This window comes from Streptomyces luomodiensis, from assembly GCF_031679605.1.
GTDB lineage: Bacteria > Actinomycetota > Actinomycetes > Streptomycetales > Streptomycetaceae > Streptomyces > Streptomyces luomodiensis.
The window spans coordinates 119,155-143,871 of the sequence record NZ_CP117522.1 but is presented as its reverse complement, the minus strand read 5'-3'; the positions used below and the strand labels follow the sequence as shown (position 1 = coordinate 143,871).

Below are 24,717 nucleotides of genomic sequence, written 5' to 3'. Positions count from 1 at the left end.
GCGCCGGCCGCGCCCGGTCGGGGAGTGGCCGCTATGAGAGTTTACGCAGGTGGAGAACGGTGACCAGCCAGGTAGATGGTGGTCTTCTCGTAGCGGGTGGCGATGCCTCGCCACTGCTTCAGGCGGTTGATACGCCGTTCGACGGTGTTGCGCTGCTTGTAGGTCTCGCGGTCGAAGGCCGGTGGTCTGCCGCCGTGTCTGCCCCGACGTTGCCGGTGTCCGCGCTGGTCGGCGGGGGCGGGGATCACTGCCCGGATGCCGCGCGTGGGCAGGTGCTCGCGGATCGCGGGGGAGGAGTACGCCTTGTCCGCCAGGACAACGTCCGGCGTGGTGCGCGGGCGGCCACGTTTTCGGGGAACGCGCAGGCGGGCCATGACGTCGGTGATTGCGGGTGCGTCGCCGGCCTGTCCGGCGGTGAGAAGAAACGCCAGAGGGCGGCAGCCGGCGTCGGCGGCGAGGTGGATGTTCGTGGTCAGTCCGCCGCGGGACCGGCCGATGGCGTGGTCGTGTGGTTCGTCAGTCGGGTCCCCTTTTGCGGGCTCCGGCGGCGTGCTGGTGGGCGCGTACGATCGTGAAGTCCACTGAGACGGCCCAGCCGAGGTCGTCGTCGGCGTCGGCCTGCGCCATCAGCGCGGTGAACACTCGCCGCCAGGTGCCGTCAATGGCCCACATGCGAAGTCGGTTGTAGACGCCTTTCCCATTGCCGTACTTGCCCGGTAAATGGACCCATTGCGTCCCGGTCTGGAACCTGAACGCGATGGCGTCGATCATCTGCCGGTGATCTCGCCACCGGCCGCCACGCTTTGGGGTTCGGCTCGGGAGCAGTGGCTCGATCCGCGCCCACTGGGCGTCAGCCAAGGGCATACCCAGGTCAACGATCAGGCGATCGGACAGAAGCTCAGCTTCAGGCGGCGATGTGGGCTGCGAGCCGGTCAGCGGCGGTGCGGGGCTCGCGGCCCAGGAGTTCGGCCAGCAGAGGGTCGGCTTCAGCGAAGTAGCCCGCGCGGGCTGCCTGATACCAGGTGAGCATGAGTCGGGCCATCTGCTCCGGCATACCGATCGTGATCTGGTCGGCGATCCACTGTTCGTCGTCCAGGAGGATGCGCTTGATGGTGCGACCGGTGAGATCAGAGGCGATCTTGGTGAAATCGTCGAGGGTGACGGCGGTCGGCGCGGTGAGGGTGACGGGGCCGTCGAAGGAGCGGTCACCGGCGAGAATGACCGCAGTGGCCTCGGCTATATCGGCACGGTCGGTATACGGGACGGGGCCGTCTTCCGGTTGGGCGATCACGCCGGTCCGCTGCCACGGGCCGAGAACCTGATCGAGCGGGCCGTAGGCGCCGTTGCGCAGTGCGGTCCAGGCGGCGCCGCAGTCGCCGAGGATCGCCTCGGTGGCGATGTGGATGTCCGACGGCGGGTACGGGTTGCCAGGGACGGCGCCCTGCTGGCTCGTGTAGAGGACCCGCCGGGCGCCGGCCGCGGCCGCGGCTTCGATGGCATTGCGGTGCAGGCTGACCATGTCGGCGGCCGGGTCGTTGCCGGACACCAGAAGGACCTGCTCGGCCCCGGCGAATGAGTCACGCAGCGCGGCCGGGTCCTCGTAGGAGCCCTGCCGCACGCGCACGCCACGGTCGGCGAAGTGCTGCGCCTTGGCGGCGTCGCGGACACTGACACCGATCTGGTCGGCGGGTATGCGCTTGAGGAGGTGGTCGACGGTAGCGCCGCCCAGTCCACCAGTGGCGCCGGTGACAACGATCATGTTCTCGACCTTCCTGAGCGCCCACGGTGTCCGTCTCAGGGTGGGCGGCAGCATAAGTTGACCAATAGGGTCAGGTTCTCTCCTGTCGACGACCGTAGGTAAGCTGACCCGGCGAGTCAAATTACGACGACGGGCGACAGGAAGGGACGGTGAGGGCCATGGCTGGTGCGGTGCCTTCGGAAGCCCGGCTGCGCGCCGACGCCCGGCGCAATTCCGAACAGATCCGCTCGGCCGCAATCGGCGCCTTCCAGGGGCAGGGCCTGACGGTGCCGCTGGAGGAGGTAGCCAAGGCAGCAGGCGTGAGTAAGGCCACGATCTTCAACCGGTTCGGCGGGCGGATCGGCCTCATCGAAGCCGTCATCGAAGAGGTTGTGGCGAGTGAGCTGTTCGCCGTCATCGACCACACTCGGACCATCGACGACGTCGGCGAGCGGATCGCGTACTACCTCACCGCGATCCGCGACCTCCAGTACCGCCAGCCCGCCTTCAACGACGTCCTGTTGCAGACATATCCGCACTCGCAGCAGCTCATGGAGATCTGCCGGGTCGGAAGCGAGGCCAACGAAGAGCTCATCGCAGCGGCACGGGCCTCCGGTGCGCTGCGGCCGGAGTTCACGGCGGGCGACCTCCACGCCCTCGTCGTCGACAACGCCCTCGCCCTCAAGCACGGCAAGCGGCCTCCCCGGGCCGACTACGACCGCCGCACCATGTACCTCCTGGACGGAATCCGAGGGCACTCCTCCGCTTCTGGCGGACGATGACAGCGCCCTTGCCCTGGTGTCCCGCGTCGCCCTGTGGGCTGGTCTCGCTCCGGCGCAGTGCGAAACCCGTGCAGCCGGGTCACGGATGGATGATCCACAAGAAAGGCCCTAGGCGCCGCCGGACTCGCCGTGGACCTCGTGGATCTTCTCGACCAGGAGCTGGTCCTCGCGCCGCCGGGCGGCCCGGGCCTCAGCTTGTTCCTTAACATCTGCCATTACGCAGAGCGACTAGGGTCTCGGGGCGTTTGACGGTCTTGCCCACGTCGTAGCGGGTGGTGGGGCGCCGGTTCTTCGAACCGGGTGGTCGTTCTGGCCCCGGCCGGGTGGGTTTGGGTGCACGGGCTGGACTGCCGAGGTGGGGGCGGATGTTCCTGAACCCGCGCCGGACGCGGGTCGGGGTGAGCGCGGTGCCGGTGCGGGTGGTCTTCTCCCAGGGCTTGCGCCGGTCGGCTGCCAGCGGCGGCGCGAGGCGGAGCTGGGTGTGCGCGGCGATCACCAGCCACGTCCACCGGTCTGCTGCCTGTGGGTCACGCAGCCGGGGGCGGGTCCAGCCCAGGGACTGCTTGAACAGGCGGAACGTGTGCTCCAGGTTGAATCTGCGCAGGTAGCACGACCAGACGAAGTCGAGGTGGTCCGGGGGCGCGCCGGTCGCGGAGGACCACGGCCAGACCGGCGGCGCGTCGCGGTCGCCGGGCTGGTGGTCGGCCTTGAGGCGGATCATCGTGCCTTCGATCAGGGGGAGTTCGCCGTCCAGGTCGATCCAGGGCGAGCGGTGGGTGAGCCGGGGGTGGAGCCGGTCCCAGGCGCGGGCCTCGGCCTTGCCGTAGCGGGGTGTGTTGTTGAGGGTCACTGCTGTCGGCTCCGGCCAGGTCTCCGGCTTCGCCAGGCCCATCACAACCAGGATGTTTCCGGTCGCCGTCCTGCCACTGACCGGCCGTGACCAGGCGCTCGACCACGGCCCGCAGCTGGTCGGCGGTGACGGCCGCGGCGTCGTCGGTGGGCCCGAGCCGGACCGCGTCCAGGACCTGGGTCCACGACGTGCGGTCCGGGGTGAGCGCGGCGACGAATGAGTACGGCCAGCCCGGCACCACGTGGTCCGATGAGCGGCCGTTGCGGCCGTGGACCAGGCAGAACAATCGCTCCGGCGAGCAGGCGGCGTCCGACCGCAGCCACGGTGAGACGTCCACCGTGAGCACGATCCGCCCGTCGAACCGCGGAAGCGGCAAGGAAACCAGCAGGTCGCGCAGGGTGTTCGTGTCGAGCCGACCATGGTTCAGAGCGCCGTACAACGAGCCGTAGCCGCGCTGGTGTTCGGCGAGCAGGGACAGCTCGACCGGCGTCCGCCGGACAAGCACCCGTAGAAGGCCGTCCGAAAGCGTGACAGTTCCTCAAGCACGTTCCGCTCGCCGGCCGATGCCAGCACACTCATCCTCACGGCCTTCCTGGTGAACTCCGAGACCTCGTCGCAGAGTTCAGGATCATGAGGAAGGCCGCCCTCATACCCTGCGATCACTCCAAAGAGTGACCACACGGCCGGGCCCGATGTTAAGGAACGAGCTCAGCACCGGCGCGCCACTTGAGTAGCTCGAACGGTCCACCTCCAGGACCGCGCAGAGCCGCTTCACCTCGTAGGCGTGCGGGTGGTCGTCGACGAACTATGGCCAGGTGACTGTCGGTTTGTCTCCTCGTTGGTCTGGTCATGGGGAAGCGTCAGTCGCGGCCGTGCATCGTGTCGAATGAACTGTGGTCGCTCACCGTACCGTTGCCGCCGAGCCGGCGCGCCGAAGCCGTCCGCCGGGCGATGTCGATGTATTCCCTGATGAGCGCGTCACGTCGGGAACTTCTCCAGGCAAGGCAGACATGGGACGGGTCCAGGTCCTCGATGACGACGTGGGTGATGTCGGGGCGAGCGAAGTACAGGGCGGTCGAGAGCGGAACCACCACGACACCGCGTCCCGCGGCGACATGCTCGAGCAACTCCTCGATGCTCCGGGCGGCGAGGACTGGCCGCTCCGTGTGTTCTTCCGGCGACGCAGGTGAGCCGTCGCGTGGTTGGGCCACGTCGTCGAGAAGCATGCGTTCGGCCCTCAGCTCGGCGATGCGCACCGTGGCTCGCTGCGCGAGCCGATGGCCGGTCGGCAACTCGACCACGCGTGGCTCGCTGAACAACGGCTCGATCGACAGGCCGTGAGTGCGGACCGGCAGCCGCAGGTATCCGACGTCGACCTGGCCGTCCCTCACGGAGTCGGCCCGGTGGACGAAATCCATGCGGAGCACCTCCACCGAGACGTCGGCGTGGCGGGCGGCGAATTCCCGGACAGCGGGGGCGATGGACACGCCAGGCGTGAACCCGACCGTGAATCTGCGCGAGCCCGCGGCCGCATCGCGAACGCGGCGGCGGGCAGCATCTGCCGCCGCGAGCAGACTGAGCGCTTCCTCGAGCAACACCTCACCGGCCGCGGTGAGCCGCGTTCCCTTGGTGTCCCGGTCGAACAGGGTGGCCTTCAGGTCATGCTCCAGCGAACGAATCTGGCGGGACAGAACCGGCTGCGCGATGTGCAGCGCTTCGGCAGCACGGACGAAGGACCGGTGCTCGGCCACAGCGACGAAGTAGCGCACTTTGCGCAGGTCCAGATCCGTCGCACCCACCTCCTACCCTGTGGTGATGCCTTCAGGGTATGGCAGGTGCCGCTGAAGGTCTTGGACGGACCGCTTCGGCCGAACGGACCATGAAGGCATGAAAATCATCTGCGTCGAAGAACACACGGTCGACCGTGAGATGGCGAAGGCCGCCGCACCCGCCCTGCTGCGGGAAGCGCCTTATATGGGCGCTCAACAGGACGCGGAAGCGCCCTGGCCGCGTGGTAGCGGGCGCCCGACGGTCTTGTCGATGCGGGAGGCCGACGAGCTGGCCGCGGACCTCGGCGAGGGCCGGATCAGGAACATGGACAAGCACGGCATCCAGATGCAAGTGGTCTCCTTCACCACGCCGGCGCAACTCGCCCCACCCGACGAGGCCGTGTCGCTGACGCGTGCCGCCAACGACCGGCTCGCCGCCGCGATCAAGGCGTACCCGGACCGGCTGAGCGGGTTCGCGGTCCTGCCGTGGCAGGATCCGCGGGCGGCGGTCGCCGAACTCGACAGGTCGGTAGGCGAACTGGGTCTGAAAGGCGTGCTCATCGTGGGCCGGCCGGGGGAGACGTTCCTGGACGACCCGCGATACGCACCCGTGCTCCAAAAGCTCAGCGACCTGCGGGTGCCCCTCTATGTGCATCCGTACCACCCACTGCCGCAGGTGCAGGACGCCTACTACGGCGGCTTCTCCCCGGCTGTGAGCTCATGGCTCTCGCTCGGCGCGTGGGGCTGGCACAACGAGGCCGGAGTACACGTTCTGCGGCTGATCCTTTCCGGAGCTTTCCAGAGCCACCCCGACCTGCAGGTCATCAGCGGCCACTGGGGAGAGATGGTGCCGTTCTTCCTGCAGCGCCTCGACGATGCGCTCCCGCCGAGAACGACCGGATTGCCGGACACCATCACCGAGATCTACCGGAGTCATGTCTGGGTCACCCCCAGCGGTATCTGGGGGCTGCCCCACTTCGAGTTCGTGCACAAGGTGGTGGGCGCCGACCGCATCATCTGGTCCGTCGACTACCCGTATCTGGCGCTGGACGGCACGCGGGCATTCGTCGAGGAGCTGCCCGTCAGCCACGAGGACAAGGAGAAGATGACGCACCTGAACGCCGAGAAGCTGTTCCGACTCTAGCCTCCCCATGTCGTTTCGCGTGGCTGAGCTGGTCGGATCGCGGTGAAGCGGTGGTGTCGGTTGCTCATGGCCGGGCGGGCATGGCCGGGGCCCGACGTGCGGGTCGGATGCTCCAGGGTTCCTCGGGTTGTGGGTGGGCAGGGACGGTGCCGCTTGCCGCAGCGGATGCGGTCCTCGAGGCGTGCGTGCGCCCGGTGGCGGACCTCCAGCCGCTCAAGATCCGGACACCGTGGCAAGTGAGACTCGCAGGCTGGGCACGCATGCTTGAGCGTGCTCGGCGGTGCGGACCTGTCGGCGGGTTTGAGCAGCATTCCGGACAGGACGGGTCCCGCCGGCCGAGTGTCGGCCTCGGGTTCGCTGCGGCTGCGGCACGCGCCGTTGAGCGGCCTCGTCACTGGATCGGTGGCCCCGCTGAAAGAGCTCAGTCTGTTCCGACGTCGGCGGATCGTGCCGTGGCTTGTGCTCGATACCGTCCCGGTGTGACGCCGAACTCCCGTTGGAAGGCGTGTGAGAGGGCGTATGGGCTGCGGTAGCCGACTCGGTCGGCGATGGCGGCCAGGGTGTCCTGGGTATCCCGGAGCAGGGTGGCGGCACGGATCAAGCGCCACCAGGTGAGGTATGCCATCGGAGGGCGGCCGACGAGGGTGGTGAACCGGCGTGCCAGGGTGGAGCGGGAGACGCCCGCATCGGCCGCCAGACAGTCGGTGCTCCACGGCGCGGCCGGGTCGGAGTGCAAGGCCCGCAGGGCGGCGGCCGTCACTGGGTCGCCAAGTACGCGGGGCCAGACTCCGTTGGGGGCCTCCGTCATCCAGGCGCGGATCATGTAGACGAGGAGGAGGTCGAGCAGGCTCGGCAGTGCCACGCAGGAGCCGCACCGGATTTCATCCAGCTCACCGGCGAGCAGATCGATGGCCGCACGGAGTTCGGGGTGGCTGCCTACTCGATTGGGCAGGTGGACGATGTCAGGCAGCTCCGCCATGAGCGGGTGCATGCGGCTGCAGTCTAGCCAGTACTTGCCGCAGATCGTCTCTGTCTCGTGGTGATCGTGCTGGGCTGGCGGCTCTGTCTGCTGGGCAAGGGATTGCTCGAACGGCACCGCCTTGGTCTTCGCGGTCGCCGGGTCGATCGGGAAATCGGCGATCACGTGGCCTGTGCCATGGGGCAGCAGTACCGCGTCACCCACGCCGAGAGGCACGGGGGCGCTGTTGTCGGTCAAAAGCCAGCAGCGGCCCTTGATGACGACGTAGAAGCCCGCGCCGTCGTAGGGGTCCAGCCGCGCGCACCAGGTGCCGTTGGTCCGCATCCGGTGGAACCAGGGGTGCCCGAGGTGCACGGCAGAGATCGCGTCGCTCACTACATCCATCCCTCCACGGTATCCACCGTATGAAAGGTGAGACGCATACGTATTTTTGTGAGTCCATGACGCATTGAGACGATCGTCCGGGCGTCCTTAACGTCGATGACGTGATGAACGAGAACGATAATGTGCAGAGCATGGTGCTGGGCGACGTCGAGGTCATCCGGGTCGTCGAGTGGCACCAGCCGGTCCTGCCGGCTCCCGATTTCCTCCCAGCGGTCGCCGCCGATGTGTGGAAGGACAACGAGGGCTGGCTGGCACCGGACCACTGGGAGCCGGACAGCGGCATGGTGGTGTCCGCTCTGCAGAGCTGGGTGCTGCGCAGTGCCGGCCGGACCGTCCTGGTCGACACCGGAGCCGGGTACGGGCGTGAGCGGCCGGGCATGGGGCCCTTCCACAACGCGCAGAGTGATTTCCTCGGCCTGCTGGAGCGGGCCGGCATCCGGCCCCAGGACGTCGACGTCGTCGTCAACACCCACCTGCACGTCGACCACGTCGGATGGAACACCGTCGACGCGGACGGGCAGTGGGTGCCGGCGTTCCCCAATGCCCACTACCTCATTCCGGCCGCCGACGACTTCCACTACGGTCCGGACAACGCGTACGGCAACGGCGTGCAGGAGGTCGACCGCCTGATCTACGAAGACAGCATCGCGCCCATCCACCAGGCCGGACAGGCCGTGCTGTGGGACGGCCACCACCGCATCGACGAACACCTCACCCTGGAAGCCGCACCCGGCCACACTCCCGGCTCATCCGTGCTGCGCCTGGCGTCCGGCAGCGACCGGGCGGTCTTCGTCGGGGACCTGCTTCACAGCCCGGTGCAGATCCTGCACCCCGGCTGCAACAGCAGTGCCTGCCTGGCCCCGGAACAAGCGACGGCCAGCCGCTGTCGGATCCTCGGACGGGCCGTCGACGAACGGGAGCTGCTCGTTCCCGCGCATTTCGGTGGCGCGGGGGCCCTGGAAGTACGACGGGACGGTGACAGCTTCACTCTCGGCCCATGGGCAACAGTCGGCCGCAAGTAGAGCACGTCCGCCCTCGAGCGGGCCGTGACCTCGCCCGCTCACCGCCCCGCAGGACGGTCGTGGGCCTACAGCATTCGGGAGGAGGTCAGTGTGAAACGAGGTAAGCAGCAAAGGACTTCGCGTAGATAGGTGCTCGTGGCGGCCAGTGGGACGCTGGCTCTGGCAGGGATGCTCGCCTCCGCCGGCACCGCTCAGGCAGCCACCCCCTGGAACGCGACGGGCACCCAGGCCGATGTGGTGGGGGCCTGGGCACATGGCGAGTACTGGGTATCCGGCGATACCAGCTACGCGAAGGTGACGATCACCGACTCGCAGTCGGACGGCGCCAGTGGGCGCGTCTACTTCCGTTGGCGTTTCGGGGATGGATCGACCAGCGGCGCGTACGGGCCGCTCACCGCCTCCGGGTACCAGAAGGAGACGACGCGGACGTACTCCTACCCCCGAGGGGCCCTTGACTCGTATGACCCGGCATCGGTGAGTTGTCTGCGCGTCACGACCCATGTCCTACGGGCTTCCACCCCACGAAGAGGGAAGAATCCGGCAACTGATCACGACATCACACAGGCCCTAAAGCGTGGCCTTGTGGGGCGCCAGGGGTCCTCGAGGCGAGCGCGGAGGAGGGACGGGTGGGACGGGTCCCCGCGGCCGCCGCGTGGACCCGTCCCAGGTCAATCCTCCAGCATCGCCGCTCCGTACCCCACCGGCGCCGACAGGAACAGGAAGAGCCAGTCGCGGTCCTGGGCCTCCGTTTTGAACAGGCGCGCCGCCTCGCTGGTGTCGCTGGTGAAGACGTGCCAGGCGTCGCTGAAGTCACCTCCGTACCGAGCGACGGCGATCAGACAGAGGCCGAGGAGCGTGCCCAGGTAGGTGCCGAGCGGGGTGGCCAAGGCACAGGTGACGGCGACCGACTGGCTGTGGTTGCTGTAGTTTCCGGCGATGAGGCCGGTGACTCCGGCCATCACCAAGGAGCCCCAAGTCATCAGCTCTGCCTGGTCCTTGATGACATAGGCCCAGACCAAGGACAGGCCGGCCGTCATGCCAAGCGCGATCAAGATGCCTGTGCCCTCGGTCTCGTTGCTCGACTCGCTCATCCCGTCCCCCGTTGAGATGCGGCGGCCTCTGCAACCAGGGGCGCGCCTGTGGCCACGCACCAACATAGACAAGGACCTGGGCTTGAGCAGTTCCCCGGAAGAACAAGGGCTCCGGAGGCGGCCGGCCCGTCAGCCACGATGCCGGTCTCTACAAGGAGCGGAACACCGTCGAGCGGCTGATCAACAAGCTGAAGGCCTGGCGAGGGATCGCCACACGCTACGACAAGTCACCCGAAAGCTACCTCGCCGGCCTCCACCTCCGAGCCGCAATGATCTGGATCGACGACCTCCTGAAGACCACTGACTGATCACGACATCACACAGGCCCTGGTCGCTTCCGTTGACGGGGTGGGGTTCGTTGTGCTCGTGCCGTCGGTGTGTGCGCGGCTGAGCCCGCGTTACTTCGGGTGCCGGGGCTGGGTGACCTGGCTCAGCATGATCGACGACCAGGTGGCAGGTCTGGGCGGGGAGGTGGTGGCCGGAACCCGGCGTGACTCTCTGTATGTGCTGGACGTCCTCTGCAATCGCGACGGCGGCCGCTGCCCGGAGGTGATCGTCACCGACACCGCCTCCGACGCCGGATCGGCCTCGCCCGGATCGAGCGGCACTGGGAGGACATCCTGCGGATCATCGGCTCCATCCACACCGGGCCGTCCGCGCCTGCGATGTCATCCGGATGCTCTCCCGCGACGGTCGGCCCACCCGGCTGGGGGATGCGATCGCGCACTACGGGCGGATCGCGAAGGCCCTGCACGTCCTGCGCCTGGCGGACGTGCCCGGCTACCGCCGCCAGATCAAGGTGCAGGCCAACCTCCAGGAAGGCCGCCACGCGCTCGCGCGGAAGATCTTCCACGGCCGCTCGGGGCAGCTCTGCCAGCGCTACGAGGACGGCATGGAGGACCGGATCGGGGTGCTGGGCTTGGTCCTCAACGCCTTCGTGCTGTTCGACACCTGGTACGTGGACGCCGCCCTGACCCAGCTCCGGTCAGGACGGCTTGGAGATCCGCAACGAGGACGTCGTCCGGTTCTCGCCGTTCGTCCGCCACCACATCAGCGTGCTCGGCCGGTACTCCTTCCAGCTTCCCGGCCTGCCCGGCGGGCTGCGGCCTTTGCGTGACAAGGATGCTGCTGATCCGGCCTGACCACCTGGCGGGAAGCGCGATGGCCTCAGGGGGCAGCGTGACGATGGGGGGAACGGACTCTCGACCTCGTATAGCGTCGATGAGCTTTATTTCGGGCCCAGGAGTGCTTTTGTGTATCACCGCTATATGACGAAGGAGGCTTCATCGGCTCAGCGAACCCGCGCGCTGATCATCGACGCAGCTGCCGATCTTCTGGCGGCATCGGCCAATGGAGAGTTCTCGACCCGCGAGGTGTGCGTCGCGGCACGCTCGCGCGGAGAGGCCCCACCGATCACTTCGACGGAGAGCACCATCCGGCCCGGGCGGCCCTTGATCAATTGCCTCCGCTCAGGCGGAGGTGAGCCGTGCCGCGGGAGCTGGAAGACCGGGAAGCTTCTGCGCTCTCCGCAGGCGGAGACGAGCCGGTGGGGCTCCCGGAGGATCTCGATCTGCGAGCGGTCCTGTCGCCCGTGGCCTGGCTGCGGGCACGGCTGAACGGCTGGCAGCAGGACCAAGCCGAGAGGCCTCGTCGGTCGAGCTGGGGCGGCTGAAGAACCCCTGCGATGCGACCAGAAGCCGCGCCGAGGCTGCTGGCCGGCAGGCTCACCGACCGCTGGAGGAGACCGGCGGCGAGGCCCTGGTCGACCGCCATACGGGCGGTTGATCCGGCGGGACCTGGCGCGGCGGCCAGCCTGCTCGGACCGGCAGGGCGACGACGGGATCCGCCTGGACATCAGCGGGGAGTGCGAGAACTGCGGCAACGTGATCTACCTTCGGCGCGCTCGCCGAGCGGAGATCGGGGTGCCGGTAAGAACGCTGTCACCAGCCGCCGCAAACGGCGGTGATCTCGCGGGGATGTCACCCGTGCGGGTGAGTCCGGGTCGTACAGCTGTGCGGGGTGAAGCTCCAAGAGGACGATCTACGACCGTGGCCCGTACCCCTTTGGACGGGGACGACCTGGTCGAGCACTGGACGCTGTTGAAAGACGAGCAAGGTCTCGTGTCCGGCAAGCGCGGTGCGACGCGACTGGGCTTCGCCGTGTTGCTGAAGTTCTACACGCAGTACGGCCGGTTTCCCCGGGGCCGGTTCGAGTTGCCGGGCGAGGCGGTGGAGTTCGTCGCCCGGCAGATACAGGTGAACCGGCGCGACGAGCAAGAGATGTTCGTGCTGTGCCTGCTGATTCTGCAATTGGCCCTGGTGTATGTGAACACCCTGATGCTCCAGGATTCCCTCGGCGAGCCAGAGTGGGCGGACCTCCTCACGCCCGCCGACCAGGGCGGCTTGGTCCCGCTTTTCTGGTCGCACGTCCGGCTGTACGGCGAGGTGAGCTTGACATGGACACCCGCTTCAACCTCAACGCGGCGACCGTTCCCGGTCCTCGGGCCACAGGCGGCAAGGCCGTACGCTCTGAGCACCCTGTACGCAGGTGGCCGGCTCTGCGGGTGCCGCCGCAGGCGACCGACTGGAACAACAACCTGGGCTTCCACGGCTTCAGCTCGCTTTGGGTCACCGGCGGCGATTGAGCACCGGACCGGCCTGTACACCGCGTACCGCCGGTTCCCGGCCTGGTTCCGAGCCGGGGTCCGGGGCCGGATGCGCCAGACGGCGCCCGGTGAACCAGCGCTCGCAGGCCCGCCCGGCCTCGCGAACCGTCGGCGCGGCGCTGCAGATCAGCGACGTGACAGTGGCCGGCCTGGGCGCGAGTGGGGCCGGGGGGGGGGCTCGTCGGCGCCACCGCGTCCGGGCACCTGGGGTTCGGCGCCGAAATGGGAATGCTCGGCCTGGTGGCCGCGACCGTCTGCGCCGCCGCGGCGGTGGGTGCCTCGCGCACCGCCCCGCGAGGGGAAGTACCGCTGTGGGCTGAGCCGCACGGCCCCGCGCGCACCGTGCGCACCAACAAACGGCTGGCATGTCTCGTCGGTAGGTCGCTAGCATGACCCGCATGTCGACTCCGCGTGTTTCCTAGCGACCCACCCTCGCCCAAGGGGACAGGTCTGCCTTCAGGAAGCCATGGAGAGTTTTCATTGATTACATTGTGTAATGTGGATGTGCGTGTCGGCCCACGTCTGCTGCTGTCGGATGTCAACTTCCACATCTCGCCCGGTGACCGGGTCGCCCTCGTCGGGCGTAACGGGGCGGGCAAGACGACGCTCATGCGCACGATTGCGGGTGAACTGCGGCCCGCCGCCGGGACCATCAGGGCGACCGGACCGGTCGGCTACCTGGCACAGGACCCGCGCGGAGCCGACCAGAACCAGACGGTCATGGACCGGGTCCTGGCCGCCCGCGGCCTGGACCGCGTCACAGCCGCGCTGCGCGCCGCGGAGACCGCCATGGCCGAAGCCCGGTCCGACACCGAGCGCGACCGGGCCATGCGCGCCTACACCAGGGCGCAGGACGAGTTCGACGTCCTGGGGGGCTACGCGGCCGAGGCCGTCGCCGCACAGGTGACTGCGGGCGTCGGCCTGCCCGACCGGGTGCTGACGCAGCGGCTCGGCGAACTGTCCGGCGGGCAGCGCAGGCGGGTGGAGTTGGCGAGGATTCTCTTCGCCGAGCAGGACACGCTGTTGCTCGACGAACCGACCAACCACCTCGACGCCGACTCCGTCGCCTGGCTGCGCACCTTCCTGTCGGGGTTCTCCGGCGGCCTGCTGATGATCAGTCACGACGCCGATCTGATCGCGGCCGTGGCGAACCGGGTCTTCCATGTCGACGCCGAACGGCTGGCGATCGAGGTCTACAACACCGGTTGGCGGCGCTACCGGACCGACCGCGAGGCCGCCGAGCGCAGGAGGGTCAGGGAGCGCGCCAACGCCGAACGCAAGGCCGCGGCGCTGCGCGCGCAGGCGGAGAAGATGCGATCACACGTGGCGACCGCGGTGGCCGCGCGGAACATGGTCCGGCGCGCGGATACCATGCTGCGGGAACTGGAGCCGACCCGCAGGGCCGAACGAGTGGCCCGGGTACGGCTGCCCACCCCGGAACCCTGCGGGCGCGTCCCGCTGGCGGCGGTCGGCTTGGCCAAGTCGTACGGCGAGCACACGGTCTTCGACGGGATCGACCTGGCCGTCGACCGCGGCAGCCGTCTGGTCGTGGTGGGGCTCAACGGTGCGGGCAAGACCACGCTGCTGCGGGTCCTGGCAGGCGAGGAGCCGCCTGACCGGGGACGGGTGGTACCGGGGCACGGCCTGTGTCTGGGGTACTTCGCCCAGGAGCACGACACGCTCGATCCCGCCGCGACGGTGCTTCAGTCGCTGTCGTCCTCGGCCCCGGGATTGAGCGACGGCGAGGTGCGGCAGGTGCTCGGCGCGTTCCTGTTCCGAGGCGACGACGCCGACAAGCCCACCGGTGTCCTCTCCGGCGGCGAGAAGACCCGGCTGGCGCTGGCGTGCCTCATCCACTCCGGCGCGAACGTGCTGCTGCTCGACGAACCCACGAACAATCTGGACCCGGTCTCCCGTGACGAGGTCCTGGCCGCCGTGGGCGACTATCCGGGGGCGGTCGTCATGGTCACCCACGACCGGGGCGCGGTGGAGGCGCTCCGCCCCGACCGGGTCCTCTTCCTCCCCGACGGGGAGGAGGACCTGTGGAGCGAGGAGTACGCCGGCCTGATCTCCCTGGCCTGATCTGGGACAACGGCACGCCGCCCGCTCTGTCGGGACCGGGCCCCTTCCGAACCCGTACCGGCAGAACGCCATACGGCCATGCCCGGTCCTTTCCGGACCGGCCGATTCGCTGAGGGAGCACCATGCACGACCTGAAAGGCCGCCGGACGATGCGCAGCAGTTCGGGGACATCGATGTGCTTGGCGGTGAGACCACAGCGCAGCACGTTGTCGAAGCTCGCCATGACCTCGACACCCAGTCCCCTGAGGTAGGCATGGGGAACCCCGGATCCGAGGAAGAGCCCTTGTCCCGGGCTCAGCCGCACGATGTTGAGCAGCAGGGCGACAAGGAGGCCCGGATCACCCGGGCGCATGCGGGCGATCTCGGCGTACACGGAGTACGACTCGGCGCGGGGACCGTCCTCGGCGGCGTGCCGCGCCAGGGACATGGCGACGGACTCCGGCGTCCAGGGGGCTGCGTCGAGAAACGCGGCGACGCAATGGCGCAGTGCCTCCGCCTCGGGAGCCTCGCGCAGCGTGGCGACGTGTTCGTCGAGCGCGGTGACTTCGAGTCCTTCCAGGAGGACGGCGCTCTCCCGCGGACTGCGAAAGCCGCACAGCCCCTGGAAGGGAGTGAGAGCGACGATCAACTCCGGCTTGTGCTGGTCATCCTTGTAGGAGCGGTGGGGCGCACTCAGAGGTATGCCCTCGGCCTCCTTGGCGCATCCCGCCGCAGAAAATGGCGGCGCAGCGGGGTGAAGAGCAGGTCCCCGGCCTGCGCGACACCGCCGCCGATGACCACCAGGTCGAGTTCCACGAGGGAGACGGTGGCGGCTATGCCGGCGGCCAGCGCCTGCGTCGCCCGGTCGAACACGGCGAGGGCGATGTCGTCTCCTCCGCGCGCGGAGGCCGCGACGGACGCCGCCGTCGGTTCGCTGCCTGATGGTGGCAGCCACCCCGCTGCCAGGGCACGCCGGCGGAGCCACTGGCCAGCAGTTCCACACAGCCTCGGGAGCCGCAGGGGCAGTACTCACCGTCGAGATCCACGCTGATATGGCCTATGTGACCAGCGTTGCCGGTGATTCCCGAATGCAGGCGTCCATCGAGGACAAGACCGCCTCCTACGCCTGTGGACACCACCATGCACAGGGCGTTCGCGACGCCGCGCGCAGCGCCCTTCCAGTGTTCGGCCGCCGTCATGGCGACGGCGTCACCGATCAGCACGGGTTGGGTCCCGGCCGGCATACCCGGATAGGACGCGATCTCGGCGACCAGGGGAAAACCGCGCCACGCGGGGATGTTGACGGGGCTGACGGTGCCGGCGACCGGCGACGGTGTCCACAGGACCGGCGCTCCCGATACCCAGGCAGGACACGGATCCTCTGCGGCGGCGGAGCCTGGCCCAGTGATCAGCGCAGGTTCGGTACCTCATCGCGGGTGATGACGTAGTGGTGCTGGTAGACGTTGACCAGATGCTCCACCGAGTTGCTCACCGTCAGGTGCTCGACGTTCCAGGTGTTGAACAGGACCCAGTGGGCTCCCGCCTGCCCAAGCAGGTTCGGGTCGGGGATGGGGCCGTTCTCGTGCAGAGCGACGGGAACAGCCGAGCCGACCACTGCTGTCGTTGCGTCGTACATCGCTTTCTGCGGGTCGTAGTCGCCATCGCCGGCATAGGTGTCGGCGCCGGCGATGTCGACGTACTGCTTGCCGGGGTAGAAGGAGGCGGAGGCGGCCGGTGTGCCGTTGAAGCCGAACAGCCAGACCAGGTTGTTCAGCCCCTTGGTGGTGGTGAGGTAGTCGAACGTGAACCGCCACAGCCGCTGGTACTGGGCTCCGCCCTCCTTGCTCCACCAGAACCAGGTCCCGCCGGCCTCGTGGAAGGGACGCCAGATGGCGGCCACTCTGGCTGCTTGTAGTGTGCCCAACTGCGCGGCCGCATTGTCGAGCCGTTCAAGGAAGGAGGTGTGCTCGGCCGTCCCGGGGGTGAGTACCCTGTCGATCGACACGGTCTGCTGGGAGCCCTCGTAGTTGTCCGGGCAGGTGGGCGCCCCCATGTGATAGCCGAACATCGGGATCCCCCCGGCTCGCCACCAGGCGATGGCCCGGTCGGCGGACCCAGGAGCGTCGCAGATGTCGAGGCCGCGGATGGCAGGGTATGTGCCGGTCCTGTCGTGGATGTAGTTCATCTCGTAGTCGGGACCGTCAATCCACGTTGACTCCTGTTGACCGGAAATGATGTGGTTCCCGTACTGGGCGGCGATGAACGACAGCAGGTTGCCTGCCTCGCGGGTGGCACTCGTGTTGACGGGACGGGCGGCGCGCTTGGCCATCGGCCGGCGATGCGAGGTGGTGGGGGTGGCCTGTGCTGCGGTCGCCGTCATGGTGTCCACAGCGGAAGAGCCGACGAGTACGAGGGCGCCTGTCGCCCCGCGGAGGGCCGCGCGGCGCGTCAACTTCGCTGGAGGCATGAGCATCTCCTGGAGTGTGAGGAGGGATGAGACGGCCTGCGTCAGGCATCGCGGCGCGCAGGACGGGGGACACGACGGCAGACTCGGTGTGACTGAACGCAACTGTCCGGAGCCCGCTGGTGTGTCCATGACGTTAAGAGCGTGTCCGAAAGTTGACAAGCCTGCCGACGGAATAACTTTGGCTACCGGCCAAAGTTAGCTGCTTCCGATGATGTGCCAGCGTTTGGGTGCAGCCGTCGGCTCACGGCCCCGCAAACGGCAGTCGCCCTCGGCCGGGCTGGGCCTACTGGTCGACGTCGGCGGCACTCCGCGAAGTGGTGATCAGAGCGAATCCCGGCGCGATGTCACCGAGCGGGTGCCGTCCGCTGCGGCGTCGGCCGCGGCTTTGAGCTCCGGCTCCCCCAGAGCGCTTGAAAGGGGAAGGCCACCCTGGCGCAGGGGCACCAGTTCGGCCCGTAGCACCATGGTCGCCGCTCCGATGGCGGGAGCGGTGGCGGCCGAGTCCGACAGGCGCGCAACCACCGGATGCGCAGCGCGTGCGAAGAATGCCTGGTCCAACTCCGCCTGCACGACAGGCAGATACACCGAACCGGCGACAGCCAGGCCAGGGCCCGTGAGCACCAGCGTCTCCAGGTCCATGACGTTGGCGAGCGCTCGCGTGGCGAGAGCGAGCCAGCGCGCGGACCCCTCCAGCAACTCCCGGGCACCACGATCCCCGAGTCGGGCTGCCCGTGCCACGGCCGCGAAGTCGGCGGCCACCGAGGGACGCTGCCCGCCCGGCCCCTGGGTCAGCCCAGCCGCACGAGAGATGCGCACGTCGGCTCGCGCCTGTGTCACCACGGCGGCCGGACCCGCGAGCGCTTCGGTGCACCCGCGTGCGCCGCACCAACAGTCGGGGCCGTCCGCGTCGAGGCACATGTGGCCGATCTCGCCGGCGTTGCCGCTCCGGCCACGGTAGACGACACCGTCGATCATGAGGCCGGCACCGATGCCGGTTCCCATGTATACGGCGGCGAAGCTCGGGGTGCCCCGTACCACGCCGGACCAGTGTTCCCCGAGGGCCGCTGCGGTGGCGTCGTTCTCCAGAATGACCGGAAGACCGGTGGCCTTCGCCAGTGCCTGGTCGAGGGGGAACTCCTCCCAGTGCCGCATCGTCGGGGGCGTCAGGCGCATGCCGCTGGCTGGAGTGAGCGGCCCGGGGGACACCAGACCCAGGCCCAGGACCAGGTTCCGGCTGATGCCGACCCCCTGGATGAGCTTGTCCACCTCGTCGGCCATGCGGGCCACCACCACGGGAGGATTGTCGGTGCCTGCCCCGGCCCTGGACATCCGGGCCACCACCGAGCCACCGAGGTCGGTGAGCGCGTAGGTGATGCCCGAGTGGTCGAGATGGACGCCGACCGCGTAGCGTGAGCTTTCGTTGAGCGCCAGCAGGGTACGCGGCTTGCCCCCGGTGGACTCGGACCGGCCGACCTCGGTGACCAGGCCGTCGTCGATCAGGCGACGCACCACTGTCGAGATCGTGGCGCCCGTGAAACCCGTCGCCTGGATCAACCGGACACGGCTGATGGTTCCGGCCGCCCTGATGACGTCCAGTACTGCGGCCCTGCTGGTCGCATGCGGCATGTCCCTTGCCGGCCCGCCCATCGACATCCTCCCCGGCGCCCAGGCAGGCGCCGCGCTTCGGCCGGAGACTCCGGCATCGACTCAGTTTATTTACAGGACGAACATAGCAACGGGCGGGAGATGGCAGTACTGCTGCCCGAGGAGCGCGGATTCCGTGATGGGCGCGGTCCCCGGCCCAGGTCGTTGGCCCCTGAATGCATCTCAAGTTCCCGCCGATGTGTTGACTTTCTTTCTTCGTCAGCTTAACAATCTCGCCACATGTGCGTGGTTCCCGGCCTCCGCGAGGCGGCTCCGGGAGCCCCGGCCGTCCGGCAAGGACCGCCTCGGGAGAGTGGCTGATATGTCCAGGATTCGTAGTGAGTCGCGTCGTGTCTGCATCGCGGGGGCCGTGACCCTCAGCCTTGCCCTCACGGGGTGCAGCGCCGACGGTGGCGCCGGCGGTGGTGGCTCCGACACGCTGGTTGCCTACACGAGCCAGAGCGGCGACTACCAGATCAACTTCAACCCCTACTCGCCGACCGCGATCGACGGTCCGGGCACGATCTTCGAGCCGTTGTTCTTCTACAACATCGCGCGCAAGGACAAGCCCGAGCCGCGACTGGGCACGGCCTTCTCCTGGAACAAGCAGGGCACCGAGCTCTCGGTCACCCTTCGGTCCGACGCCAGGTGGAGCGACGGACAGAAGTTCACCGCGGACGATGTCGTCTTCACCCTCGACATGATCCGCAAGACCCCCGGCATGAACAGCACGGGGTACTCCGGCACCGCCACGGCCGTCGACCCCACCCATGTGAAGATCACCTTCGACAAGCCGTCCTTCAGCAACGGTCCGCAGGTCCTCGGCAGGTCCTGGATCGTCCCGAAGCACATCTGGTCGAAGATCGCCAAGCCGTCCGAGGACGTGATGAGGAAGCCGGTGGGTACCGGGCCCTTCAAGCTGGCCGGGTTCAAACCGCAGGCGTTCACCCTGGAGGCGAACCCGGACTACTACGGGGGCGCCCCCGCGCTGAAGAAGGTCCGCTTCGTCACGCTCTCCGGCAACCAGTCCGGCGCCGACGCCCTCAAGACCGGCCAGATCGACTGGCAGACCGGCCCCGTCCCCGACATCAAGAACGTCTCGAAGAACTACCCGGGCTACCAGGCCGTCACCGTGCCGATGAACCAGGCCGCCCTGTTCACCTGCTCCAACGCCGACCTCGGGTGCTCGGGACCGCAGACCGACCCGGCGGTGCGCAAGGCGATCTACTACGCGATGGACCGCACCCAGCTGAACGCGCTGGCCTTCGAGAACACCGCCAGCGAGATCTCACCGGGCTTCGCCCTGCCCGAACGCGACCACGCGCTGGTGTCGCCCGAGCTCACGGACCGCATTGCGCCGATGCAGCCGCAGGCGGACAAGGCCGCCGACCTGCTCCAGGCCGCCGGCTACACCAAGGGGTCCGACGGCATCTACGCCAAGAACGGCAAGAAGCTGGCCCTCACGGTCAAGGTCGTCTCCGGCTGGACCGACTACATCACCGCCGTCACCACCATCGCCGAACAGCTGAAGAAGGCGGGCATCAAGCTCACCGTGCAGCAGGTGTCGTGGAACGAGTGGTCCGACGCCCGCGGCCGCGGCCAGTACCAACTGCTGATCGACTCCCTGTCGCAGGGGCCCGCCCCCGACCCCTTCTACCTGTACAGCTACTTCTTCTCCGCCAAGACCACCGCACCGGTCGGCCGGATCGCCAACCCGAACTTCGCCCGGTTCAAGGACACCAAGGTGGATGCCGCCCTCAACGCCCTGGAGGCCATCGACCCGCAGGACACCGCGGCCCGGAAGCCGTACTACGACACCATCCAGACCGAGATCGAGAAGTCGATGCCGTACATCCCGATCCTCACCGGCGGCACCACGAGCGAGTTCAACGCGAGCAAGTTCACCGGCTGGCCCACCGAGGACGACCTCTACGCCTTCCCGGCGGTCTGGGGCCGGCCCGACAACTCGCAGGTCTTCCTGCACCTCAAGCCCGCCAAGTGAGGCATGCGGAAGTGAACAAGCCCGTCGAGGAGGAGCACATCATGATCGGCAGTGACCGATGAGGTACTACGCCCGCAAGATCGGTTTCTATCTCGTCGCCCTGTGGGCGGCCGTCACCCTCAACTTCTTCATCCCCAGGATGATGCCGGGGAACCCGGTGGACATCCTGATGGCGAAGCTTCAGCAGCGTGGCGGCACGGTCGACCCGTCGGTCCGCCGGTCCTACGAACTCCTCCTCGGGGCCGACCGCAGCGACTCACTCGCGCGGCAGTACCTCTCCTACCTGGGCAATCTGCTGCACGGCGACTTCGGGGTCTCGGTCAGCTCCTACCCCGCCAAGGTGTCGGACGTGATCGGGCAGTCCCTGCCCTGGACCATCGTCCTGATCGGACTGGCGACGCTGGTCTCCTTCGTCCTCGGTCTCGTCCTCGGGACCCTGGTGGGCTGGAAGCGCGGCTCCTGGCTGGACTCGATCATCCCCAGCACCACTGTGCTGGCGGCCGTGCCCTACTTCTGGCTGGCCCTGATCCTGGCGGCCCTGCTGTCCTCCACCCTGCACTGGTTTCCGCTGCTCGGCGGGTATGACGTGTCCCTCTCCATGGGCTGGAACTGGTCCTTCATCTCCTCGGCCGTCTCCCACGGCATCTTGCCCGCGCTGACCATCGTGATCTCCTCCGTGGGCGGATGGCTGCTGGGCATGCGCAACATGATGGTGTCCACCGCAGCCGAGGACTACATCCTCACGGCACGCGCCAAGGGCCTGCGCAACAGCCGCATCATGATCCGCTACGCCGCACGCAACGCGGCGCTCCCCTCGGTGGCGGGATTCGCCACCTCCCTCGGCTTCGTGGTGTCCGGATCCGTCATGACCGAGCAGGTCTTTTCCTATCCCGGCATCGGCGGCCGCCTGCTGCAGGCCGTCGAGAACAACGACTATGCGCTGATGCAGGGCATCTTCCTGGTCATCACCGTCGCGGTCCTGGGCGCCAACCTGCTCGTGGATCTGCTCTACGGGCTGATCGACCCCCGTACCCGAGCGAGCAACTGAGCGGAAGGACCATCTGTGACGAGTGTCATTCCCCCCTCCAGCGGTCTGGAGGACCTGCCGCCCGGTGCCGAGTCCGGCGCCGTGCCCTCACCCGCGTCCACCCGGCGCACCGGTTGGCGCGCCATGCTGCCGACCTGGACGCCGAAGCTGGCCATCGGTCTCGGTTTGGTGGTCGCCATCGCGCTGTTCGGTCTCATCGGGCCGGTCTTCGCCGGCAATCCGGACACCATCCGCAACATCGGCCTCACCGCACCGGGCGGTGACCATTGGCTGGGCACCACTCAGACCGGCCAGGACGTGCTCGACCAGCTCACCCACGCCACGCGGGGATCGCTGCAGATCGGTCTCCTCGTCGGCGTCATGGCCACGGCCCTGTCCGCCGTGTTCGGAGTGATCGGTGGCTACGTCGGCGGCATCGTCGACGAGGTGTTCTCGTTGTTCTCCAACGTCATGCTCGTCATCCCCGGCCTCCCGCTGGTGATCGTCATCTCGGGGTTCGTCCCCGCCGACCAGCGCGGATCGTGGACCATTGCCCTGGTACTGGCCCTCACGGGCTGGGCCGCGGCGGCGCGTGTGCTGCGTGCCCAGACCCTCTCCCTGCGCAACCGCGACTACGTGGCCGCGGCCAGGGTCGCCGGGGAGAAGCCCTGGCGCGTGATCTGTGTGGAGATCCTGCCCAATCTGCTGCCGGTGCTGGCCTCGCAGTTCGTCTTCTCGGTGATCGCCGCCATTCTCAGCGAGGCGGGTCTGTCGTTCCTCGGTCTGGGCGCCTCCAACTCCTCCACGCTGGGCACCATGCTGTACTTCGCGCAGAACGGCTTCGCGCTGCAGCGGGCGGCGTGGTGGTGGTTCGTGCCGCCCGGCCTGATCATCGCCGCCTTCGGATGCGGGCTCGCCCTCATCAACCTCAGTCTGGACGAGATCATCAACCCGCGGCTGCGCCGGCCCGGTCGCAAACGCGTGGGCCGGGCCACATCCGGGAGTAGCCGGAACCACGCCGTCAGGAGCACCGTCGCATGACCCACAACCTGTCGTCGAACGCTGCTCCGGCAGCCGGTGAAGTCACACGGGACGCGGTGCTGACAGTGCGTGACCTGAACGTCGTGTACCAGGGCGCTCCGCCCGTGCACGCCGTCAAAGACGTCTCCCTCACCCTTCACCGGGGCGAGATCCTCGGCCTGGCAGGGGAGTCCGGCTGCGGCAAGAGCACCCTCGCCTACGCCATCAACCGGCTCCACGAGTGGCCCGCCGAGGTCACCTCCGGATCGGTCACCTTCCACGACCGCGACGGACAGGACCTGGACCTGCTCGCCCTGCGTAGCGAGCAACTGCGCAGATTCCGGTGGTCAAAGCTGTCCATGGTGTTCCAGGGCGCGATGAACGCCCTCAACCCGGTCACCTCCGTACGAGCGCAACTGGAGGACGTGCTCACCACGCACCGCCCCGGCATGTCCAAGCAGGACCGCAGAGCACGCTGTGCGGGGGTACTGGAGCTCGTCGGTGTCGAGCCCCGCCGGATGGACTCCTATCCGCACGAGCTCTCCGGCGGGATGCGGCAGCGCGTGATGATCGCCATGGCACTGCTGCTCGACCCGCAGGTCGTGATCATGGATGAGCCGACCACTGCCCTCGACGTCCTGGTGCAGCGCGGCATCCTGCGAGAGATCCTCCGGCTGCGCGACGAACTCGGCTTCGCCGTCATCTTCATCACCCACGACCTGCCCCTGCTGCTGGAGCTGAGCGACCGTATCGCCGTGATGCTGCGCGGCCAGGTCGTCGAGTACGACACCGCTGAGACGATCTACGGGCAACCGCGCCATCCCTACACCCGCCAGCTGCTGGACTCCTTCCCGAGCCTCACGGGGGAACGGGGGGCCTTCCTGCGCGGCGGCGCGACGGTCGACCGGGAGACCTCGCCCGGCGCGGCGCCCACCGAGCCCGGCACGGCAGACGGAAACCAGGTTCGTTCCCACGGGGGTGCCCGATGACCACGCTGGAAGTACGGGATCTGATCAAGGAGTTCACGCTCAGGTCCGGACTGCGCCGCACCCGGCTGCGGGCCGTCCACCGGGTCGGCTTCACCCTGGTGCCCGGTCGCACCGTCGCTCTCGTCGGGGCTTCCGGGTCGGGCAAGTCCACCGTCGCCCGCATGATCGCCCGGCTGGAGAAGCCCACGTCCGGCACCATCGCGGCCGTCGGCCCGGACGGAGCGCGGATCGAGGACCGCCACTACCGGGACCATGTGCAGATGGTTTTCCAGGACCCGTTCGCCTCGCTCAATCCCTTCCACAGCATCGAGCACCACCTGGCCCGTCCTCTGGTGCTGCACGGGCGGGCGAAAGGACGCGAGCAGGTCCATGAGCAGGCGGCGCGGCTCCTGGAGCGCGTGAACCTCCCCATCGACCTCATCGGCCGCCGCCCGCACGAACTCTCGGGCGGCCAGCGCCAGCGCGTCGCCATCGCACGCGCCCTCGCGCCCGGCGCACAGGTGATCGTCGCCGACGAGCCCGTCTCCATGCTGGACGTGTCCAGCCGTCTCGGCGTCCTCAACCTCCTGGCCGGGCTGCAGCGGGAGCACGATCTCGCGGTGCTCTACATCACCCACGACCTGGCCACGGCACGGCACTTCTCCGACAGCGTCCTGGTGATGAACCGCGGCCGGATCGTCGAGCGCGGTCCGGCCGACGACGTCATCCTCAACCCCCAGCACCCCTATACCCAGTCCTTGGCCGCCGCCGCCCCGAACCCCGAACTGCGCGGCCGGCTGCGCTCGGCGGAGCCTGAACCACAGGTGACCTCCGACCGCGGTCACCTCACCTACGACCACGACGCCCGGCGATGGATCGACATCGACACCGAAGCGGACGCCGACGCCGTGGCGGTGTAAGGCGTGTGGAGCACCGGCGGACTGCCGACCTGGACGGGCGGCGGTATTGAACTGGTGCTCGGTATGGCCGTCGATCGACCGGTCCGGTTGCTCTCGCTGCGCCCTGCGGGCGCACCCCCGCTGCTCTGCCGCACGCCGACGCGGATGCCGCTCCCCTGGTCGAGGCTCGGGTCCTGGACCAGGG

The 24,717-nt window shown here is 68.4% G+C and carries 17 protein-coding genes and 6 pseudogenes; 13 read left to right on the top strand and 10 right to left on the bottom strand.

All coding sequences use genetic code 11. From position 1 onward, the window contains the following. Window positions 1-41: 41 nt before the first annotated feature. A pseudogene (locus tag PS467_RS00655) lies at window positions 42-864 on the bottom strand (IS5 family transposase). A gap of 40 nt (window positions 865-904) precedes the next feature. Beyond that, on the bottom strand, window positions 905-1,759 hold the full coding sequence (locus PS467_RS00650; RefSeq protein ID WP_311033431.1) for an NAD(P)H-binding protein: 855 nt from the start codon (window positions 1,757-1,759) through the stop codon (window positions 905-907). A gap of 158 nt (window positions 1,760-1,917) precedes the next feature. On the opposite strand from PS467_RS00650, the gene PS467_RS00645 reads away from it, so the two are divergent. Continuing rightward, window positions 1,918-2,520 carry a TetR/AcrR family transcriptional regulator gene (locus tag PS467_RS00645; protein ID WP_311033430.1) on the top strand — a complete coding sequence of 201 codons (603 nt, stop codon included), beginning with the start codon at window positions 1,918-1,920 and terminating at the stop codon, window positions 2,518-2,520. 202 nt (window positions 2,521-2,722) lie between these two features. On the opposite strand, the pseudogene PS467_RS00640 reads toward PS467_RS00645, so the two are convergent. Continuing rightward, window positions 2,723-3,863: pseudogene (locus PS467_RS00640) on the bottom strand (transposase); the annotation flags it as partial. Between the two features lie 367 nt (window positions 3,864-4,230). Then, window positions 4,231-5,169 (bottom strand): LysR family transcriptional regulator, encoded by a 939-nt coding sequence (locus PS467_RS00635; RefSeq protein ID WP_311033429.1) that lies wholly within the window; start codon window positions 5,167-5,169, stop codon window positions 4,231-4,233. Window positions 5,170-5,257: 88 nt separating this feature from the next. Between PS467_RS00635 and PS467_RS00630 the strand changes: the two genes are divergently transcribed. Further along, entirely contained in the window at window positions 5,258-6,283 is a 1,026-nt protein-coding gene (locus PS467_RS00630) for an amidohydrolase family protein (RefSeq protein ID WP_311033428.1), read from the top strand. Between the two features lie 421 nt (window positions 6,284-6,704). On the opposite strand, the gene PS467_RS00625 is transcribed toward PS467_RS00630, so the two are convergent. Further along, complete coding sequence (locus PS467_RS00625; protein ID WP_311033427.1) at window positions 6,705-7,646, bottom strand: AraC family transcriptional regulator; 942 nt, start codon at window positions 7,644-7,646, stop codon at window positions 6,705-6,707. A 104-nt stretch (window positions 7,647-7,750) separates the two neighbouring features. Between PS467_RS00625 and PS467_RS00620 the strand changes: the two genes are divergently transcribed. Next, a complete protein-coding gene (locus tag PS467_RS00620; protein WP_311033426.1) occupies window positions 7,751-8,668 on the top strand; it encodes an MBL fold metallo-hydrolase in 918 nt (305 codons plus the stop codon). A gap of 668 nt (window positions 8,669-9,336) precedes the next feature. Here PS467_RS00620 and PS467_RS00615 read toward each other — a convergent pair. After that, window positions 9,337-9,759, bottom strand: a complete 423-nt coding sequence (locus tag PS467_RS00615; protein ID WP_311033425.1) for a hypothetical protein — start codon at window positions 9,757-9,759, stop codon at window positions 9,337-9,339. 86 nt (window positions 9,760-9,845) lie between these two features. On the opposite strand from PS467_RS00615, the pseudogene PS467_RS00610 reads away from it, so the two are divergent. The 5 genes and pseudogenes from PS467_RS00610 to PS467_RS00590 form a co-directional block, all read left to right on the top strand. Beyond that, a pseudogene (locus tag PS467_RS00610) lies at window positions 9,846-10,067 on the top strand (hypothetical protein); the annotation flags it as partial. A gap of 19 nt (window positions 10,068-10,086) precedes the next feature. Continuing rightward, a pseudogene (locus PS467_RS41905) lies at window positions 10,087-10,901 on the top strand (Tn3 family transposase); the annotation flags it as partial. A gap of 834 nt (window positions 10,902-11,735) precedes the next feature. After that, window positions 11,736-12,191, top strand: a pseudogene (locus PS467_RS41985) (DUF4158 domain-containing protein); the annotation flags it as partial. A 23-nt stretch (window positions 12,192-12,214) separates the two neighbouring features. Then, complete coding sequence (locus PS467_RS00595) at window positions 12,215-12,403, top strand: hypothetical protein (RefSeq protein ID WP_311033423.1); 189 nt, start codon at window positions 12,215-12,217, stop codon at window positions 12,401-12,403. Between the two features lie 501 nt (window positions 12,404-12,904). Beyond that, window positions 12,905-14,506: an ABC-F family ATP-binding cassette domain-containing protein gene (locus tag PS467_RS00590; protein ID WP_311033422.1), complete on the top strand. Its 1,602-nt coding sequence runs from the start codon at window positions 12,905-12,907 to the stop codon at window positions 14,504-14,506. Here PS467_RS00590 and PS467_RS00585 read toward each other — a convergent pair. The 4 genes and pseudogenes from PS467_RS00585 to PS467_RS00570 form a co-directional block, all read right to left on the bottom strand. Continuing rightward, window positions 14,391-15,182 (bottom strand): type I phosphomannose isomerase catalytic subunit, encoded by a 792-nt coding sequence (locus PS467_RS00585; protein ID WP_311039735.1) that lies wholly within the window; start codon window positions 15,180-15,182, stop codon window positions 14,391-14,393. The two genes, PS467_RS00590 and PS467_RS00585, sit on opposite strands and share 116 nt — an antisense overlap. Before the next feature lie 44 nt (window positions 15,183-15,226). Further along, window positions 15,227-15,865, bottom strand: a pseudogene (locus PS467_RS00580) (ROK family protein); the annotation flags it as partial. 28 nt (window positions 15,866-15,893) lie between these two features. Continuing rightward, on the bottom strand, window positions 15,894-16,865 hold the full coding sequence (locus tag PS467_RS00575) for a glycosyl hydrolase (RefSeq protein ID WP_311039734.1): 972 nt from the start codon (window positions 16,863-16,865) through the stop codon (window positions 15,894-15,896). 408 nt (window positions 16,866-17,273) lie between these two features. Continuing rightward, complete coding sequence (locus PS467_RS00570) at window positions 17,274-18,464, bottom strand: ROK family protein (RefSeq protein ID WP_311033421.1); 1,191 nt, start codon at window positions 18,462-18,464, stop codon at window positions 17,274-17,276. Between the two features lie 502 nt (window positions 18,465-18,966). Between PS467_RS00570 and PS467_RS00565 the strand changes: the two genes are divergently transcribed. Genes PS467_RS00565 through PS467_RS00545 form a run of 5 tightly spaced genes read left to right on the top strand, consistent with a single transcriptional unit; the run spans window position 18,967 to window position 24,533 of the window. Then, window positions 18,967-20,598 (top strand): ABC transporter substrate-binding protein, encoded by a 1,632-nt coding sequence (locus PS467_RS00565; RefSeq protein ID WP_311033420.1) that lies wholly within the window; start codon window positions 18,967-18,969, stop codon window positions 20,596-20,598. A gap of 58 nt (window positions 20,599-20,656) precedes the next feature. Further along, window positions 20,657-21,646, top strand: a complete 990-nt coding sequence (locus PS467_RS00560; RefSeq protein WP_311033419.1) for an ABC transporter permease — start codon at window positions 20,657-20,659, stop codon at window positions 21,644-21,646. 15 nt (window positions 21,647-21,661) lie between these two features. After that, a complete protein-coding gene (locus PS467_RS00555) occupies window positions 21,662-22,666 on the top strand; it encodes an ABC transporter permease (protein ID WP_311033418.1) in 1,005 nt (334 codons plus the stop codon). Then, window positions 22,663-23,634 carry an ABC transporter ATP-binding protein gene (locus tag PS467_RS00550; protein ID WP_311033417.1) on the top strand — a complete coding sequence of 324 codons (972 nt, stop codon included), beginning with the start codon at window positions 22,663-22,665 and terminating at the stop codon, window positions 23,632-23,634. Before PS467_RS00555 ends, PS467_RS00550 begins: the two co-directional genes overlap by 4 nt. After that, window positions 23,631-24,533 (top strand): ABC transporter ATP-binding protein, encoded by a 903-nt coding sequence (locus PS467_RS00545; RefSeq protein ID WP_311033416.1) that lies wholly within the window; start codon window positions 23,631-23,633, stop codon window positions 24,531-24,533. The genes PS467_RS00550 and PS467_RS00545 overlap by 4 nt, the downstream gene beginning before the upstream one ends. Window positions 24,534-24,717: the final 184 nt, after the last annotated feature.